This is a genomic window from Nocardioides guangzhouensis (assembly GCF_004519545.1).
Lineage (GTDB): Bacteria > Actinomycetota > Actinomycetes > Propionibacteriales > Nocardioidaceae > Nocardioides > Nocardioides guangzhouensis.
This window is the reverse complement of record NZ_SDKM01000031.1, coordinates 15,039-31,031: the sequence shown is the minus strand read 5'-3', so window position 1 is coordinate 31,031 and position 15,993 is coordinate 15,039. Positions and strand designations below refer to the sequence as shown.

The following is a 15,993-nucleotide window of genomic DNA, read 5'->3' as shown; positions in this document are numbered from 1 at the left end:
CGACAGGTCCTAGTACCAACAGACAATGGCGACTCCGACCGCGGGAGTCGGAGGCTGGGTGCACACCGACGAGGAGGCACCCATGAACATCCGCCACGGCATCGCGATCGCCACCCTGACGGCCGTCGCCGTCCCCATCGCGGTCGCCGCGCCCGCGACCGCCCGCGGCGACGAGGTGGTGCGGCGCGGCAGCTGCACCGGCTCCGCCGACTGGAAGCTCAAGGCCAAGCACGACGACGGCCGTATCGAGGTCGAGGGCGAGGTCGACAGCAACCGCAACGGCCAGACCTGGCGCTGGCGGCTCGTGCACGACGGGTCGGTCTCGGCCCGCGGCTGGGCCCGCACCCACGCACCCAGCGGCTCGTTCTCCGTCGAGCGCCGGCTGGTGAACCGTCGCGGGACCGACACGATCACCTTCCGCGCCAAGAACCCGCGCAGCGGCGAGGTCTGCCGCGGCACGGTGCGCATCTGAGCGGTACGGGACTGCGCGTCCCGGCCGGGTCGGCGACCTATCCTGACGTCGTCGTCCACCCAGGAGGGGCGTCGAACCAGGAGGGCCGGCCGTGCGCGTGATCAGGAACCCGGTCGCGCAGTTCCTCGTGGTCGGGATCCTCACCGCCGTCGTGATCGCCGTGGGCACCTGGCTGCTGAGCGGCCGAGCCGCCAGCACGGAGGCGATCAACGACGCCCGGACGACCACCGAGATCCTGGCGCACTCGGTCGCCGAGCCCGCGATGCCGCGGGGCCTCGCCGACGGGGACCCCGGAGCCGTCGACCGGTTCGACCAGCGGGTGGTCGACCGGCTCCTGGTCCGCGACGTGCTCCGGATCAAGATCTGGGACGCGAACGGCACCATCGTCTACTCCGACCGGCCCGAGCTGATCGGCACCAGCTTCGATCTCGGGGACGAGGAGCAGGAGATCCTCGGCGGAGGCGGCACGGACGCGGAGGTCTCCGACCTCGGCCGGCCGGAGAACCGCTTCGAGCGGTCCAGCCGCGGTGTCGTCGAGGTCTACACACAGATCGTCTCCCCGGAGGGCAAGCCGTTGCTGTTCGAGGCGTACTTCTCGGTCGACGACCTCGACGCCCGCAAGCAGGAGGTCTTCCGGCCGTTCAACCGGATCACGCTGGGCGGCCTGGCCGTGCTCCTGCTGGTGGCCACCCCGATGCTCTGGGTGCTCACCCGGCGCCTCACCGGCGCCGCGGCCGACCGCGAGCGGCTGCTGCGCACCGCGGCCACCGCCAGCGACTACGAGCGCCGGCGGATCGCACGCGACCTGCACGACGGGGTGGTCCAGGACCTTGCCGGTACGGCGTTCGCGGTCTCGGCGCTCGCCCGCTCCGAGTCCGACCCCACCCAGCGGGAGGCGCTGGACCGGGCAGGGGCGTCGATCCGCGACAGCCTGACCTCGCTGCGCTCGCTGCTGGTCGAGATCCACCCGCCGGACCTGCAGGCGGACGGGCTGACCGCGGCGCTGCACGACCTGGTCGCCCCGGCCGCTACCGTCGGGACCGCGGCCAGCGTGTCCGTCGAGGGCCTGGCGGGGGTGCCCGACGAGCAGGTCGCGCTGGTGTGGCGGGTCGCCCAGGAGGCGGTACGCAACGCGATCCGGCACGCCGGCGCCGCGCACCTGTCGGTCACCGTCCGCGGGGACGCGGACCGGGTGCTGCTCGAGGTCTCCGACGACGGCCGCGGCTTCCGCCCCGACCGCGTGCAGGACCCCACGCGCTTCGGGCTGCGTGGCCTCGAGAGCCTGATCGCCGACACCGGCGGTCAGCTCGAGGTGCGCTCGCTGCCCGGGCACGGAACCACGATCCGCCTGGAGGTGCCCCGATGACCGGCCCGACCGTGGGTGGGAAGATCCGCGTGCTGGTGGTCGACGACCACCCGGTGCTCCGCAGCGGGCTCGAGCAGCTGGTCGCCGGCGCCGCCGACATGGAGGTGGTCGGGTCGGCCGCGGATGGCGCGGAGGCCCTGGAGAAGGTGCACGAGACGACCCCCGACGTGGTGCTGATGGACCTGCAGATGCCCCACGTGGACGGGGTCAGTGCGACTCGCTCGATCCTGGCGGAGACGTCCGGCACGCAGGTGCTGGTGCTGACGTCGTTCTCCGACGGGGAGCGGATCGTGGCCGCCCTCGACGCCGGGGCGGTCGGCTACCTGCTCAAGGACGCCGATCCCGACGACGTGCTCGACGGTATCCGCGCGGTCAGCCGTGGCGAGTCCCCGATCCACCCCCGGGCCGCCCGGGAGCTGCTCGGCGCCCGGGTCGGGCAGGGCCCGCCGGCCGGCTCGGTCCAGCTCACCCCGCGGGAGATCGACGTGCTCACGCTGGTCCGGCAGGGGCTGGCGAACAAGCAGATCGCTCGCCGGCTCGGCATCACCGAGCGCACCGTCAAGGCACACCTCACCTCGGCGTTCGCCCGGATCGGCGTCCGCGACCGCACCCAGGCCGCGATCTGGGTCGAGCGGAACCTCTGACCCCGCGCCGTCAGCCGGCGTCCGGCCGGGCCAGCTGCCACATCCCGGGCTGCCCCTTGGTCATCGCACCCTCGCTGATCAGGGCCTGCCGCGCCCGGCGGGCGGCGTACCACCAGCGCAGCTCACCCTCCGGGGTCAGCTCCCGGTCGCCGGGCAGCAACCGGTCCTCGGCTGCGATCTCCAGCTCGAGGAACAGGTCGTCGGCCTCGAGCTCGCCGCCGGCCTCCTCGAGCACGGCCACGATGAGCGGCTTGAAGACGTCGGGCGGCGTCCAGCGCCGGGTCACCGGCTTCGGAGGACTCCCGGGAGTGCGGGTCCGCGCCACGCTGGGCCTGCGCTTCGGGGGAGTCTTCGCGACCGGCTTCGGCTCCGCCGGCGACATCCCGTGGACGCACTGCGACAAGGGGAGGTCGCACAGGTCGCAGTAGTCGGACTCGCTCATCGAGGCCACCCTAGTGAACCGGCCGCCCGTGGAAGGGGTCACCCCTCACGCCACCCGTCCGGCGATCCGTGCAGAACCCAACCGATCCGGGCCTCGAGACATGCTTCTCGCACGGATCGCCGCAAGACGGGGCCGCTCGGCCCGCGAGGCCTGGCAGCTCGCGCGGTCGACGGGCAGTGCTCAGGGCCGGCCGGCCACGCCCTCGTCGGTGCCGACGTCGCCGGCGGGGTCGGCGGCGGGTGGCGGGATCTGGAAGATCGGCAGCGGCGGAGGCGTGCCACCGAACTCGGGGCACAGCGCCTGGTGGCTGCACCAGTCGCAGAGCCGGCTGCGGTGAGGCCGCCAGTCGCCGGAGAGCTCGGCGCGACGGATGGCCTGCCAGATGGCCTCCACCTTGCGCTCGGTGGCGAGCAGGTCGGCCTCGTCCGGCTGGTAGCGCAGCATCTCGCCGTTGCCGAGGTAGACCAGCTGCAGCATCGCCGGGATCACGCCGCGGGTGCGCCAGATCACCAGCGCGTAGAACTTCATCTGGAACAGCGCCTTGGCCTCGAACGACTCGCCCGGCGACCGCCCGGTCTTGTAGTCGACCACCCGGATCATGCCGTTCGGGGCCACGTCGATCCGGTCCACGAAGCCGCGCAGCAGGAGCTTGGACTCCAGCAGCGTCTCGACGTACAGCTCCCGCTCGGCCGGCTCGAGCCGGCGCGGGTCCTCGAGCTCGAAGTAGCGGTCGAGCACCTGCCGGCACGAGGTCAGCCAGGCGCCCAGGTCGAGGCCCGGGTCGTCCTCGGACGGCGGGGCGAACATCTCGGCGACGGCCGGCTCGGCCTCGAGCAGCGCGTCCCACGCCGGGGTCAGCATCTCGCGGGCCTGCTCGGGAGTGCGCTCGGGCGCCGGGAGGTCGAAGAGGTCCTCCAGCACCTTGTGCACCAGGGTCCCCCGAACGGCGTCGGGTGACGGCTCCTCGGGCAGCTTGTCCACGGTGCGGAAGCGGTAGAGCAGCGGGCAGGTCATGAAGTCGCCGGCCCGGCTCGGCGAGAGCGCACCGAGCACGTCGACACCGTCGACCGGCGTCCCGTGGTGGTCGGCCGGCGACCCTGCGGGCTCGGTGGCCGGCTGCTGCCGCGGCATCGCTGTCATGGCTCGACCCTAGGACACCGCACCGACACGTCCCCGGACCCGGGAGGCATTTCGGAGAGGTGCCGTGGAGGCACGGGACCCGGGGACCCCGGCGGCCATCGCCGATCGGCTAGCCTCGCCACGTGTCGGCACATGATCCCCAGCGCAGCGATCCCGACGGACCGTTGCGCCGCCCCCGGCCCCCGGGCACGATCCGCATCGGTCAGATCGCCGGCACCGACGTGCTGATCACCACCTCGTGGTTCTTCATCGCGGCCCTGATCTCGTTCGTCATGGGGCCTGCCGTGGACCAGGCGCGGCCCGGCCTCGGCGGCTGGAAGTACGTCGCCGGGTTCGCGTTCGCTGTCGTCCTCTACCTCTCCGTGCTGGTGCACGAGGCGGCGCACGCCATCGCGGCCAAGCGCTACGGCCACCCGGTCGACTCGATCACCCTCCACTTCCTCGGCGGCGCGACCGCGATCGAAGGAGAGGCCCGCAACCCACGCGAGGAGTTCGTGATCGCGGTGGTCGGCCCGATCGCCTCGATCCTGGTCGGGCTGCTCGCCGGCCTCCTCTGGCTCGCCGTGCCGGGCGGCCTCATCAAGCTCGCCCTCGGCGGCCTGCTGTTCGCCAACCTCCTCGTCGGCGTGCTCAACCTGGTCCCCGGCCTGCCGCTCGACGGTGGTCGGGTGCTCAAGGCCGGCGTCTGGCGCATCACCGGCAACCCGCACCGCGGCACCATCGCCGCCGGGTGGGGCGGGCGCGTCGCCGCGGTGGTGGTGCTGTTCTGGCCGGCGCTGCAGGAGCGGTTCACCGGCAGCTCGCCGCAGATCGTCGACTACGTCCTGACCTTCGTCATCGCGCTGTTCCTGTGGACCGGTGCGACCGCGGCCATGCAGAGCGCCCGCATCCGCCGGCGGCTGCCGTCCCTGGTCGCCCGTGACCTCGCCCGCCGTACCCTCACCGTGCCCGACAACCTGCCGGTCGCCGAGGCCGTACGCCGCGCGCAGGAGGCACAGGCCGGGAGCATCGTCACCGTGTCCAGCGCGGGCACGCCGATCGGCATCGTCAACGAGGCCGCCCTGCTCGCCCTCCCCGAGGACCGCCGCCCCTGGCTGACGGTCTCCGCGGTGTCGCGCACGATCGAGGACGGACTCACGCTCCCGGTGTCGATCTTCGGCGAGGAGCTGATCAAGGCGATCACGCGCAAGCCGGCCCAGGAGTACCTCCTCCTCGAGGACGACGGCTCGATCTACGGCGTGCTCGCCACGGCCGACGTCGACCGCGCGTTCAGCCAGCGCGGGCACTGACCTCGCCGTCCGCCGGCCCGGTGCCGGTACTAGGGTTCCGGGCATGCCGGACCCCGCCGACGCCCGCAGCGAAGCCCCCGCCGCACCCACCGCGGGCGGACCCGCCTCGACCGACGTGCCCGCCGAGGCCTGGTCGGGCGTCCACCGCGGGCCGCTGCGGGCCGGGGAGTGGGTGCGCCTCACCGACCAGAAGGGCCGGCGGCACAACATCTGCCTCGAGCCGGGCAAGCGCTTCTTCAGCAACCGCGGCCACTTCGACCACGACGAGCTGATCGGACGCGAGGAGGGCTTCACCGTCCAGTCGTCGGCCGGTGGCGTCTACCTGGTCTTCCGCCCCCTGCTCTCCGAGTTCGTGGTGTCGATGCCCCGCGGCGCCGCGGTGGTCTACCCCAAGGACGCGGCCCAGATCGTCGCGATGGCCGACATCTTCCCGGGCGCACGCGTGGTCGAGGCCGGCGTCGGCTCCGGCGCGCTGACCTGCTCGCTGCTCCGCGCGGTCGGACCCCTGGGACGGGTGCTGTCCTTCGAGCGCCGCGAGGAGTTCGCGGACGTCGCCCGTCGCAACGTCACCCAGTTCTTCGGCGGGACGGAGGGGCAGTCCCACCCCGCCTGGGAGCTGCGGCTCGGCGACCTGGCCGAGGAGCTGCCCCGGGCCGGCGAGACGGTCGACCGGATCATCCTCGACATGCTCGCGCCGTGGGAGTGCGTGGACGTCTGCTCCGACGCACTGGTGCCCGGCGGCATCCTCGTCGCGTACGTCGCGACCACGACCCAGCTGTCCCGCTTCGTCGAGACCGTGCGTGCCCACGGCGGGTTCACCGACCCGCACGCCTGGGAGTCGCTGGTCCGCGACTGGCACGTCGAGGGGCTCGCCGTACGCCCCGGCCACAAGATGATGGGGCACACGGCGTTCCTGGTGACCGCCCGCCGGATGGCGCCGGGGGAGAAGCCGCCGGCCAAGAAGCGGCGCCCGGCGCCCGGCGCCTACGGCGTGGACTACACCGGCCCCCGCCCGTTGGACCTGCCGCCGCAGGTCGCCGATGAGCCGTTCGAGTCATGAAGTCGGACCAGCCGGGTACGACAGGTGGGCATCGCTGCCGAATCGTTGTCCGTCTGGGCGTGCCAACGGCTCCGTAACGTCGCAGGAGTAGGTAAGGTCGCAGAGGTAGGAGGTGAGGCAGATGCCGGCTTCGGACAACTCACGCAACGCCGACGAGCTCGCCGCCCAGGTTCGCTTCCTGGAGGCCGAGGTCACCGACCTGCGCCGCCGCCTGGCGGACGGCCCGTCGCACTCCCACGCGCTCGAGCAGCGGCTCGCCGACACCCAGCGATCGCTGGCCGCGGTGACCTCGCAGAACGAGCGCCTGGCCCAGACCCTCCGTGAGGCTCGGGACCAGATCATGACGCTGAAGGAAGAGGTCGACCGGCTCGCGCAGCCACCGGCCGGCTTCGGCACCTTCCTCAACCGCAACGAGGACGACTCGATCGACGTGTTCACCGGCGGCCGCAAGCTACGCGTGAGCGTCAGCCCGAGCGTCGACCTCGAGACCCTCCAGCGTGGCCAGGAGGTCATGCTCAACGAGGCGCTGAACGTCGTCGCCGCGCTCGACTTCGAGGAGGTCGGCGAGGTCGTGATGCTCAAGGAGATCCTCGCCGACGGCGACCGCGTCCTGGTGATCGCGAACGCCGACGAGGAGCGCGTGGTCCGCATCGCCGAGCCGCTGCGCCAGGTGACCCTGCGTGCGGGCGACTCGCTGCTGCTGGACACGCGCGCGGGCTACGTCTACGAGCGGGTCCCCAAGTCCGAGGTCGAGGAGCTCGTGCTCGAGGAGGTCCCGGACATCGCCTACGAGTCGATCGGTGGCCTGGTCGGCCAGATCGAGCAGATCCGCGACGCCGTCGAGCTGCCCTACCTCTACCCCGAGCTCTTCAAGGAGCACCAGCTCAAGCCGCCGAAGGGCGTGCTGCTCTACGGCCCGCCCGGCTGCGGCAAGACGCTGATCGCCAAGGCGGTCGCGAACTCCCTGGCCAAGAAGGTGGCGGCGCGGACCGGGCAGGAGGGGAAGTCCTACTTCCTCAACATCAAGGGCCCCGAGCTGCTCAACAAGTACGTCGGCGAGACCGAGCGGCACATCCGGCTCGTGTTCCAGCGGGCCCGTGAGAAGGCCAGCATGGGCACGCCCGTCATCGTGTTCTTCGACGAGATGGACTCGCTGTTCCGCACCCGCGGCTCCGGCGTCTCCTCCGACGTCGAGAACACCATCGTCCCGCAGCTGCTCAGCGAGATCGACGGCGTCGAGACGCTGGAGAACGTCCTGGTCATCGGCGCCTCCAACCGCGAGGACATGATCGACCCCGCGATCCTGCGCCCCGGCCGGCTGGACGTGAAGATCAAGATCGAGCGCCCCGACGCCGAGTCGGCCCGTGACATCTTCAGCAAGTACCTCACCGCCGACCTGCCGCTGCACGCCGAGGACCTCGCCGAGTTCCACGGCTCCCGCGACGAGTGCGTGGGCGGCATGATCCGGGCCACGGTCGAGCGGATGTACTCCGAGACCGAGGAGAACCGCTTCCTGGAGGTCACCTATGCCAACGGCGACAAGGAGATCCTCTACTTCAAGGACTTCAACTCCGGCGCGATGATCCAGAACATCGTCGACCGGGCGAAGAAGATGGCGATCAAGGACCTCCTCGACCACGACCAGAAGGGCCTGCGGGTCCAGCACCTGCTCCAGGCGTGCGTGGACGAGTTCAAGGAGAACGAGGACCTCCCGAACACCACGAACCCCGACGACTGGGCGCGGATCTCCGGCAAGAAGGGCGAGCGGATCGTGTTCATCCGCACGCTCATCACCGGCAAGCAGGGCACCGAGCCCGGACGCTCGATCGACACCGTCTCCAACACCGGCCAGTACCTCTAGGCCCGGCGGTCTCGGACGGGCGGCGTCGCGGGGGAGGAAGTCGTGGGAGACGAGCAGGTCGAACGACGCGACATCGAGGCGCTGCTCGCTGCCCGCCAGGAGCTGGGCCCGGCGTACGACGCGGACCTGGTGCAGTCCTTCGCCGACCGGGTCGAGCGTGCCGTCGACCAGCGGGTCGGGGCCACCGCGGACCGGCGCCACCACCGCGAGATGATGGAGCGGCGGCAGATGATCTTCCAGTTCGTGCTGGGTGCCGCCTCCGTGACCGCGGCGATCCCGATCAGCATCACGCTCGGGGTGACCGGCAACTACCTGGCCCTGCTGATCGCCTGGGTCGGGATCGTGCTGGTCAACGTCGCCCACGCCTCGACGATGCGCCGCGACGACCGGTGAACGCGCCGACCGTTGACGTGGTCCCGCGCGTCGTCCACAGTGTCTGGACCGGTTCGCAGGGCCGCTCGGAAAAGGGGGAACGGTCATGATGTTCTGGTTGGTGGTGGCAGCGGTGGTCGTGGTCGGGTTCGCGATCGCGTGGTGGTCCAGCGGTCGCGCGACGGGCGCGGTCCCCCCGGGCGGGGACCGGCACACGCGTGAGGCCGAGACCGAGCAGAAGTACGGCAACAGTCCCGGTCGCGGCGGGATCATGCCGCCCACCAGCGGGAGCTGACCGGGCCTGTCAGGGCGCGGGCCAGGTGGTAGTCCCCCCGGGCGGCACCTCGAGCAGCGTCGTGTCCGGGCACCGCTGCGGGAGCACCTCACGGAACTCCTCCAGCGCCCGGTGGATCCACGGCCCACCCATCCGGGGCGGGTGCAGGGTCCCGTGGTGGATCGGCAGCACCGCCGCCGGCCGGACCATCGCGCACGCCTCCGCCGCCTCGACCGGACCCATGTGGCCGGGTGACAGCTTCGGCCCCCAGCCGCCGATCGGCACCAGCGCGACGTCCACCCGGCCGCCCGCCAGGTCGGGGAGGCCGGCCATCTCCGGGTAGAGCGAGGTGTCGCCCGCGAACCACACCACCGTCGACCCGTCCCGGACCAGGTGACCGTGCGCGTCGTTGGGCCGGTGCGGCATCGGGCGGGCCGTGTGGTCGGCGCGCACCAGTCGCACCCGGACCCCGTGCCCGACGTCGTACCAGTCCTCCCCGAGGTGGGGGCAGTCCGCGTCCAGCCGGCGACGTACCCAGGCGGCGTTGGCCGGCCCGGTCAGCACCGGTACGCCGCCCACCTGGCGCAGCGAGGCGACCTCGGCGTGGTCATGGTGCAAGTGCGAGATCAGCACCGCGTCCGGGTCCCGCCACAGGTCGGGGTCGGGGAGCGGGCCGACCCGCCGCAGCAGGCCGACGTTGGGGCGCAGCAGCGGGTCGGTGAGCAGTCGCACGCCGTCGAAGTCGAGGACCACCGTCGCGTGCCCGAGCCAGCTCAGGCTCAACGGGGGGCGACCGGGGCTCATGCGGCCAGTCAACCGGGGGCGGCGCGCGGCGGGATCACCCCAGACGGGCGATGCCGCACCGCTCGGTCCCGGTCAGCGGGTCGCCCGCGCAAGGTAGCCGTAGGTCCAGGGCCGGGAGACCCGAGGGCCGGGGAGGTACGCCTCCTCGAGCCTGTCGACGGAGAACCCTGCCTCGCGGACCAGTGCCGGCATGTCGCGGCTGAGGTGGCAGCCGCCGAACAGCGCGCCCTGCAGCGGGTCCAGGCGATGCTGCCACCGCTCCACGCCCGGGTCGGGCGAACGGCCGTGCTCGAAGAAGTGCAGCGTCCCACCGGGGCGGAGCACCCGGCGGAGCTCGGCCAGCGCGGCGCCCACGTCGGGGATGGTGCACAGGGTGAGCGTCGACAGCACGCAGTCGGCCGTGCCGTCCGCCTCGGTGAGCCGCTGGCCGTCCAGACCGGATCGGCGTACGGGAACCTTCGAGGCCGCGCGCCGGGCCTCGGAGAGCGCCCAGGCAACCTCGGACGGCTCCACCGCGAGCACCTCGGTGACGGCCGCGGGGTAGTGCGGGACGTTCAGACCGCTGCCGAAGCCCACCTCGAGGACCGTGCCGTGCAGGCCGGCGCAGACCTCGGCCCGCAACCGTCGCAGCTCGGCCGTGTCACCGGCCTTGTCGATGACGTGCGGCAGCAGCCGGTCGCCCCAGATCCCCACATCGCCTCCTCAGCACCGCCCCTGCCGAGCGTAGACCGCCCCCGGGACGCCCGCCGGAGACCGGTGGCAGCCCCCACCGCGGGTGCGGGCAGCCCACCCCCGGACGTGCGGAAGCCCGGCGCGGCCCGCGGGTCCGCCCCATCCCGGGGAGGGCCCCGGCTGCCTAGCGTTTAGGTACATCCAGATCGGGTGCACCACGGACCAGGAGCCGGCCATGAGCCTCACGATCATCGACGAGAGCGGCAGCTGCACGTCCCCGCGCGTCCGCGACGCGTGGGGCTGGCCGCGACAGGACACCCCGGTGCGCACCACCGGCGCGAGCTTCCGCTTCCCGCACCCCGCCTCCGGCCTGTCCGCCAGCCCGGCCGCCAGCCCGGCCGCCGGCTCGTCCGCCCCGTTCTCCACCAGCCGGTCCTGGAGCTGATCGCACGCCGCAGCGCGTAGGCTCGGTGCCATGAGCGTTCGCCGGGTCATGGGCACCGAGATCGAGTACGGCATCTCGGTGGCCGGCCAGCCCATGGCCAACCAGATGGTGGCGTCGTCGCAGGTGGTCAACGCCTACGCGTCGGCGACCGCGAAGGCCCGCCGGGCCCGCTGGGACTTCGAGGAGGAGTCACCGCTCCGCGACGCCCGCGGGTTCGACATGTCCCGGCAGGTGGCCGACCCGAGCCAGCTCACCGACGAGGACATGGGCCTGGCCAACGTCATCCTCACCAACGGCGCGCGGCTGTACGTCGACCACGCCCACCCGGAGTACTCCACGCCCGAGGTCACCACCCCGCTGGACGTGGTCCGTTTCGAGAAGGCGGGGGAGCAGGTCATGCTCGACGCCGCCCGCCGCGCCTCCGCAGTCCCGGGCGCGGCACCCCTGTTGCTCTACAAGAACAACACCGACAACAAGGGCGCGTCGTACGGCGCCCACGAGAACTACCTGATGCGGCGCTCGACGCCGTTCGCCGACATCGTCAAGCACCTCACCCCGTTCTTCGTCTCCCGGCAGGTGGTCTGCGGAGCCGGCCGGGTCGGCATCGGCCAGGACGGCCGCGACGACGGCTTCCAGATCAGCCAGCGTGCCGACTACTTCGAGGTCGAGGTCGGGCTCGAGACCACGCTCAAGCGGCCGATCATCAACACCCGCGACGAACCGCACGCGGACCCGGAGAAGTACCGCCGGCTGCACGTGATCATCGGCGACGCCAACCTCTCGGAGGTCTCGACGTACCTCAAGGTCGGGACCACCGCCCTGGTGCTCGCGATGATCGAGGAGCGGTTCATCACCCGCGACCTCGGGCTGGAGACGCCGGTGGCCTCGCTCCGGGCGATCTCGCACGACCCCACCTGCACCGAGCTGGTCGGCCTGCTCGACGGCCGCAAGCTGACCGCCGTCCAGCTCCAGATGGAGTACCTCGACCTGGCCCGGAAGTACGTCGACGAGACCCTCGGCGACGACGCGGACACCCAGACCCGCGACGTGCTGGCCCGCTGGGAGTCGGTGCTGACCCGGCTCGAGTCCGACCCGATGCAGTGCGAGCGGGAGCTGGACTGGGTGGCCAAGAAGGCACTGCTCGAGCAGTACCGCGAGCGCGACGGGCTGGCCTGGGACGACGCCAAGCTGGCCCTGATCGACCTCCAGTACGCCGACATCCGTCCCGAGAAGGGCCTCTACCACCGGCTGGCCGGCCGGGGCCGGATCGAGCGGCTGCTCGACGACGTCACCATCGAGGGGGCGATGCACGACCCCCCGGAGGACACCCGGGCCTACTTCCGCGGTCGCTGCCTCGAGAAGTACGCCGACAACGTGGCCGCCGCGTCCTGGGACTCGGTGATCTTCGACCTGCCCGGGCGCGAGTCGCTGCAGCGAGTCCCCACGATCGACCCGCTGCGGGGCAGTCGCACCCACGTCGGCGAGCTGATCGATCGGTGCGACACGGCAGAACAGTTGTTCGCGGCGCTCACGCGCTGACCGTCGGGTGGATAGGGTCAAGGCATGGCACAGGAGCAGAAGCAGCCGAAGAAGTCTTCCGAGACCGAAGAGGCTCCCGAGGTCGCGCCCGACGCGGCGGTCGCCGAGCGCAAGGAGCAGCTCGACGAGGACATCGACGCGATCCTCGACGAGATCGACGACGTTCTCGAGTCCAACGCCGAGGACTTCGTGAAGTCGTTCATCCAGAAGGGTGGCGAATGATCCCGGCCGGTTCGGGATCGCGCCTGCCGGACGCGTTCCTCGCGCCCGGCACGTCGTCGTTCACCGACTTCCTGACCGCCCAGTCGCCCGAGCTGCTCCCGTCGTCGCGCTCGCTGCCCCAGGGCAACGCCGGTGACCTGGCGCCGCACGGCACCACGATCGTCGCCGCGACGTACCCGGGCGGCGTGGTCATGGCCGGCGACCGGCGCGCCACGATGGGCAACATCATCGCCCAGCGCGACATCGAGAAGGTCTTCCCGGCCGACGAGTTCAGCTGCGTCGGCATCGCCGGCACCGCGGGCCTCGCGGTCGAGATGGTGCGGCTGTTCCAGACCGAGCTCGAGCACTACGAGAAGATCGAGGGCACCACGCTCTCCATGGACGGCAAGGCCAACCGCCTGGCCGCGCTGATCCGCTCCAACCTCGGCATGGCGATGCAGGGGCTCGCGGTGGTGCCGCTGTTCGCCGGCTACGACCTCACCGGCGATCAGGGCCGGATCTTCTCCTACGACGTGACCGGCGGCCGCTACGAGGAGACCGCGTTCCACTCGGTCGGCTCGGGCTCGCTGTTCGCGCGTGGGGCCCTGAAGAAGCTCTACCGCGACGACCTCTCGGCCGAGGAGTGCGTGACCGCTCTCGTGCAGGCGCTCTACGACGCCGCCGACGACGACTCCGCGACCGGTGGTCCGGACGTGACCCGCCGGATCTTCCCGGTGGTGCAGGTGATCACCGCCGACGGCGGCCGCCGGCTGCCCGACGAGGAGGTCGCCTCGACCGCCGACCGCGTGATCGCCGCCCGCATGAACCGACCCGACGGCCCGGCCGCGGCCCTGACCTGATCGGATCCCTGACTCCATGAGTTCATCCCACGACACCACTCGCTCCGCTCGCGCTTCCGCGGGGACCCCGAAATGAGCATGCCGTTCTACGTCTCCCCGGAACAGCTGATGAAGGACCGGGCGGACTTCGCACGCAAGGGCATCGCCCGGGGACGGTCCGTGGTGGCCGTCCAGTACGCCGACGGCGTGCTGTTCGTCTCCGAGAACCCCTCCCAGGCGCTGCACAAGGTGTCGGAGATCTACGACCGGATCGCGTTCGCCGCGGTCGGCCGCTACAACGAGTTCGAGAACCTCCGGATCGCCGGCGTCCGGCTCGCGGACATGCGCGGCTACGCCTACGACCGGCGGGACGTGACCGGCCGGGGCCTGGCGAACGCCTACGCCCAGACCCTCGGCACGATCTTCTCCTCCGGCGGCGAGAAGCCGTACGAGGTCGAGATCTTCGTGGCCGAGATCGGCGAGCTCGCCGCCGACGACCAGATCTACCGGCTCACCTACGACGGCCAGGTGGCCGACGAGCACGGCTACGCCGTGATGGGGGGCGCGGCCGACGTGGTCGCGGCGTACCTCAAGGAGCGGTACGCCGAGGGCGCGTCCCTCGAGGACGCGCTCCGCCTCGCCGTGGCGGCCCTGGGACACACCGCCAATGAGCGGGGAGAGTCCTCGGACCGGGTGATCCCCGACGAGGACCTCGAGGTCGCGGTGCTCGACCGCACCCGCACCCAGCCGCGGAAGTTCCGCCGGATCCGGGCCGCCCGCCTCTCCGAGCTGCTCGGCGACCGTGGCCCCGGCGAGCACGCCGCGGACGAGGCGCCCGAGGAGCCCGAGGAGCCCGGCCCGGCGGCGACGTCCCCTGAGGCCGACCAGCCCTCCGACCCGACCGACCAGGTCAGCGGCGGCATGCCCCCGCTCGAGAGCCCGGTCACCGGCGAGCCGCCGATCGCCCCGCCGATCGCTCCGCCGAACGCCCCGCCGCCTCCGCGACCCGACGAGCCGTCCGGCACCGCACCAGCCGAGCCCGGCCCCGAGGAGCCGGACCGGCCGCCGATTGACCCGAACGACCCCCTGGGCTGACCCCGTTCCCTGGCCCGGTCTGATCGTTTTCGGCACGGCGCCCACCGAATTGGGGAGGCGGGCCTAGGCTGAGTCCCATGGACCGCCGGATCTTCGGGATCGAGAACGAGTACGGCGTCACGTGCACGTTCCGGGGCCAGCGACGGCTGAGCCCGGACGAGGTGGCCCGCTACCTGTTCCGCAAGGTCGTGTCCTGGGGCCGGTCCAGCAACGTCTTCCTCCGCAACGGTGCCCGGCTCTACCTCGACGTCGGCAGCCATCCCGAGTACGCCACCCCCGAGTGCGACGACATCACCGAGCTGGTGACGCACGACAAGGCGGGGGAGCGGGTCCTCGAGGGGCTGCTGGTCGACGCCGAGCGGCGGCTGCACGACGAGGGCATCTCGGGCGACATCTACCTCTTCAAGAACAACACGGACTCGGCCGGCAACTCCTACGGCTGCCACGAGAACTACCTGGTCGGCCGGCAGGGCGAGTTCAGCCGGCTGGCCGACGTGCTGATCCCGTTCCTGGTGACCCGGCAGATCATCTGCGGGGCGGGCAAGATCATCCAGACCCCGCGCGGGGCGTCGTACTCCGTCTCGCAGCGCGCCGAGCACATCTGGGAGGGCGTCTCCAGCGCCACCACGCGCAGCCGCCCGATCATCAACACCCGCGACGAGCCGCACGCCGACGCCGAGAAGTACCGCCGGCTGCACGTGATCGTCGGTGACTCCAACATGAGCGAGACCACCACGCTGCTCAAGGTGGCCAGCTGCGACCTGGTGCTCCGGATGATCGAGGAGGGCGTGGTGATGCGCGACCTCACGATGGAGAACCCGATTCGCGCGATCCGCGAGATCTCCCACGACGTGAGCGGCCGCCGCAAGGTCCGGCTCGCCAACGGCCGGGAGGCCAGCGCCCTCGACATCCAGCTCGAGTACCTCACCCGGGCCCGGGAGTTCGTCGACCGGCGCGAGCTGCGGACCCCGGTGGTCGACCAGGCGCTCGACCTGTGGGAGCGCGGGCTCAAGGCCATCGAGTCCGGCGACCTCGACCTGGTCGAGCGCGAGATCGACTGGGTCATCAAGTGGAAGCTGATCGAGCGCTACCGCGCCAAGCACGGCCTGCCGCTCGGCCATGCCCGGGTCGCCCAGCTCGACCTCGCCTACCACGACATCCACCGCGGCCGCGGCCTCTACTACCTCCTCGAGAAGCGTGGGGCGGTGGCCCGGGTGACCAACGACCTCAAGATCTACGAGGCGAAGTCCAAGCCCCCGCAGACCACGCGGGCTCGGCTCCGGGGAGAGTTCATCAAGCGGGCGCAGGACCGGCGGCGTGACTTCACCGTCGACTGGGTGCACCTCAAGCTCAACGACCAGGCCCAGCGGACGGTCCTGTGCAAGGACCCGTTCCGCGCCACCGACGAACGGGTGCAGCGCCTCATTGACGGCATGTGAGGAATCTTCAGGATCCCCGGTTAGGCTGTGCGCGCTCAT

General features: G+C 71.8%; 18 protein-coding genes. 14 read left to right on the top strand and 4 right to left on the bottom strand.

Annotation, left to right across the window (positions count from 1 at the left end):
* The first annotated feature begins 82 nt into the window (after nucleotides 1-82).
* From EKO23_RS18550 to EKO23_RS18540, 3 genes are all read left to right on the top strand, one after another.
* A complete protein-coding gene (locus EKO23_RS18550) occupies nucleotides 83-472 on the top strand; it encodes a hypothetical protein (RefSeq protein WP_134719620.1) in 390 nt (129 codons plus the stop codon).
* 91 nt (nucleotides 473-563) lie between these two features.
* A complete protein-coding gene (locus tag EKO23_RS18545) occupies nucleotides 564-1,838 on the top strand; it encodes a sensor histidine kinase (RefSeq protein ID WP_134719619.1) in 1,275 nt (424 codons plus the stop codon).
* Nucleotides 1,835-2,482, top strand: a complete 648-nt coding sequence (locus EKO23_RS18540; protein WP_134719618.1) for a response regulator — start codon at nucleotides 1,835-1,837, stop codon at nucleotides 2,480-2,482. Before EKO23_RS18545 ends, EKO23_RS18540 begins: the two co-directional genes overlap by 4 nt.
* A 10-nt stretch (nucleotides 2,483-2,492) precedes the next feature.
* Here EKO23_RS18540 and EKO23_RS18535 read toward each other — a convergent pair whose 3' ends face one another.
* Nucleotides 2,493-2,924 carry a hypothetical protein gene (locus EKO23_RS18535; RefSeq protein WP_134719617.1) on the bottom strand — a complete coding sequence of 144 codons (432 nt, stop codon included), beginning with the start codon at nucleotides 2,922-2,924 and terminating at the stop codon, nucleotides 2,493-2,495.
* A gap of 180 nt (nucleotides 2,925-3,104) precedes the next feature.
* Nucleotides 3,105-4,064: a RecB family exonuclease gene (locus tag EKO23_RS18530; protein WP_425464409.1), complete on the bottom strand. Its 960-nt coding sequence runs from the start codon at nucleotides 4,062-4,064 to the stop codon at nucleotides 3,105-3,107.
* A gap of 122 nt (nucleotides 4,065-4,186) precedes the next feature.
* Here EKO23_RS18530 and EKO23_RS18525 point away from each other — a divergent pair, with 122 nt between their 5' ends.
* The 5 genes from EKO23_RS18525 to EKO23_RS18505 all read left to right on the top strand — a co-directional run bounded on the left by EKO23_RS18525 (nucleotide 4,187) and on the right by EKO23_RS18505 (nucleotide 8,941).
* A complete protein-coding gene (locus EKO23_RS18525; protein WP_246051179.1) occupies nucleotides 4,187-5,353 on the top strand; it encodes a site-2 protease family protein in 1,167 nt (388 codons plus the stop codon).
* Nucleotides 5,354-5,396: 43 nt separating this feature from the next.
* Nucleotides 5,397-6,413: a tRNA (adenine-N1)-methyltransferase gene (locus tag EKO23_RS18520; RefSeq protein WP_134719616.1), complete on the top strand. Its 1,017-nt coding sequence runs from the start codon at nucleotides 5,397-5,399 to the stop codon at nucleotides 6,411-6,413.
* Between the two features lie 121 nt (nucleotides 6,414-6,534).
* Complete coding sequence (gene arc / locus EKO23_RS18515; RefSeq protein ID WP_134719615.1) at nucleotides 6,535-8,274, top strand: proteasome ATPase; 1,740 nt, start codon at nucleotides 6,535-6,537, stop codon at nucleotides 8,272-8,274.
* A gap of 42 nt (nucleotides 8,275-8,316) precedes the next feature.
* Nucleotides 8,317-8,667 carry a hypothetical protein gene (locus EKO23_RS18510; protein ID WP_134719614.1) on the top strand — a complete coding sequence of 117 codons (351 nt, stop codon included), beginning with the start codon at nucleotides 8,317-8,319 and terminating at the stop codon, nucleotides 8,665-8,667.
* 85 nt (nucleotides 8,668-8,752) lie between these two features.
* The gene (locus EKO23_RS18505) at nucleotides 8,753-8,941 is read left to right on the top strand and encodes a hypothetical protein (RefSeq protein WP_134719613.1); all 189 of its coding nucleotides are present in this window, start codon (nucleotides 8,753-8,755) and stop codon (nucleotides 8,939-8,941) included.
* A 9-nt stretch (nucleotides 8,942-8,950) separates the two neighbouring features.
* Here EKO23_RS18505 and EKO23_RS18500 read toward each other — a convergent pair whose 3' ends face one another.
* Together EKO23_RS18500 and EKO23_RS18495 are read right to left on the bottom strand one after the other, a co-directional pair.
* Nucleotides 8,951-9,724: an MBL fold metallo-hydrolase gene (locus tag EKO23_RS18500; protein ID WP_134719612.1), complete on the bottom strand. Its 774-nt coding sequence runs from the start codon at nucleotides 9,722-9,724 to the stop codon at nucleotides 8,951-8,953.
* Nucleotides 9,725-9,796: 72 nt separating this feature from the next.
* The gene (locus EKO23_RS18495) at nucleotides 9,797-10,417 is read right to left on the bottom strand and encodes a class I SAM-dependent methyltransferase (RefSeq protein WP_134719611.1); all 621 of its coding nucleotides are present in this window, start codon (nucleotides 10,415-10,417) and stop codon (nucleotides 9,797-9,799) included.
* A 214-nt stretch (nucleotides 10,418-10,631) separates the two neighbouring features.
* On the opposite strand from EKO23_RS18495, the gene EKO23_RS18490 reads away from it, so the two are divergent.
* From EKO23_RS18490 to pafA, 6 genes are all read left to right on the top strand, one after another.
* On the top strand, nucleotides 10,632-10,841 hold the full coding sequence (locus tag EKO23_RS18490; protein WP_134719610.1) for a hypothetical protein: 210 nt from the start codon (nucleotides 10,632-10,634) through the stop codon (nucleotides 10,839-10,841).
* Nucleotides 10,842-10,871: 30 nt separating this feature from the next.
* Entirely contained in the window at nucleotides 10,872-12,380 is a 1,509-nt protein-coding gene (dop, locus tag EKO23_RS18485) for a depupylase/deamidase Dop (protein WP_134719609.1), read from the top strand.
* Nucleotides 12,381-12,404: 24 nt separating this feature from the next.
* Entirely contained in the window at nucleotides 12,405-12,602 is a 198-nt protein-coding gene (locus EKO23_RS18480) for a ubiquitin-like protein Pup (protein WP_134719608.1), read from the top strand.
* Complete coding sequence (prcB, locus tag EKO23_RS18475) at nucleotides 12,599-13,441, top strand: proteasome subunit beta (protein WP_134719607.1); 843 nt, start codon at nucleotides 12,599-12,601, stop codon at nucleotides 13,439-13,441. Before EKO23_RS18480 ends, prcB begins: the two co-directional genes overlap by 4 nt.
* 72 nt (nucleotides 13,442-13,513) lie before the next feature.
* A complete protein-coding gene (gene prcA, locus EKO23_RS18470; RefSeq protein WP_134719606.1) occupies nucleotides 13,514-14,515 on the top strand; it encodes a proteasome subunit alpha in 1,002 nt (333 codons plus the stop codon).
* Nucleotides 14,516-14,592: 77 nt separating this feature from the next.
* Nucleotides 14,593-15,954, top strand: coding sequence for a Pup--protein ligase (gene pafA / locus EKO23_RS18465; RefSeq protein WP_134719605.1), 1,362 nt, complete (start codon nucleotides 14,593-14,595; stop codon nucleotides 15,952-15,954).
* Nucleotides 15,955-15,993 lie beyond the last annotated feature (39 nt).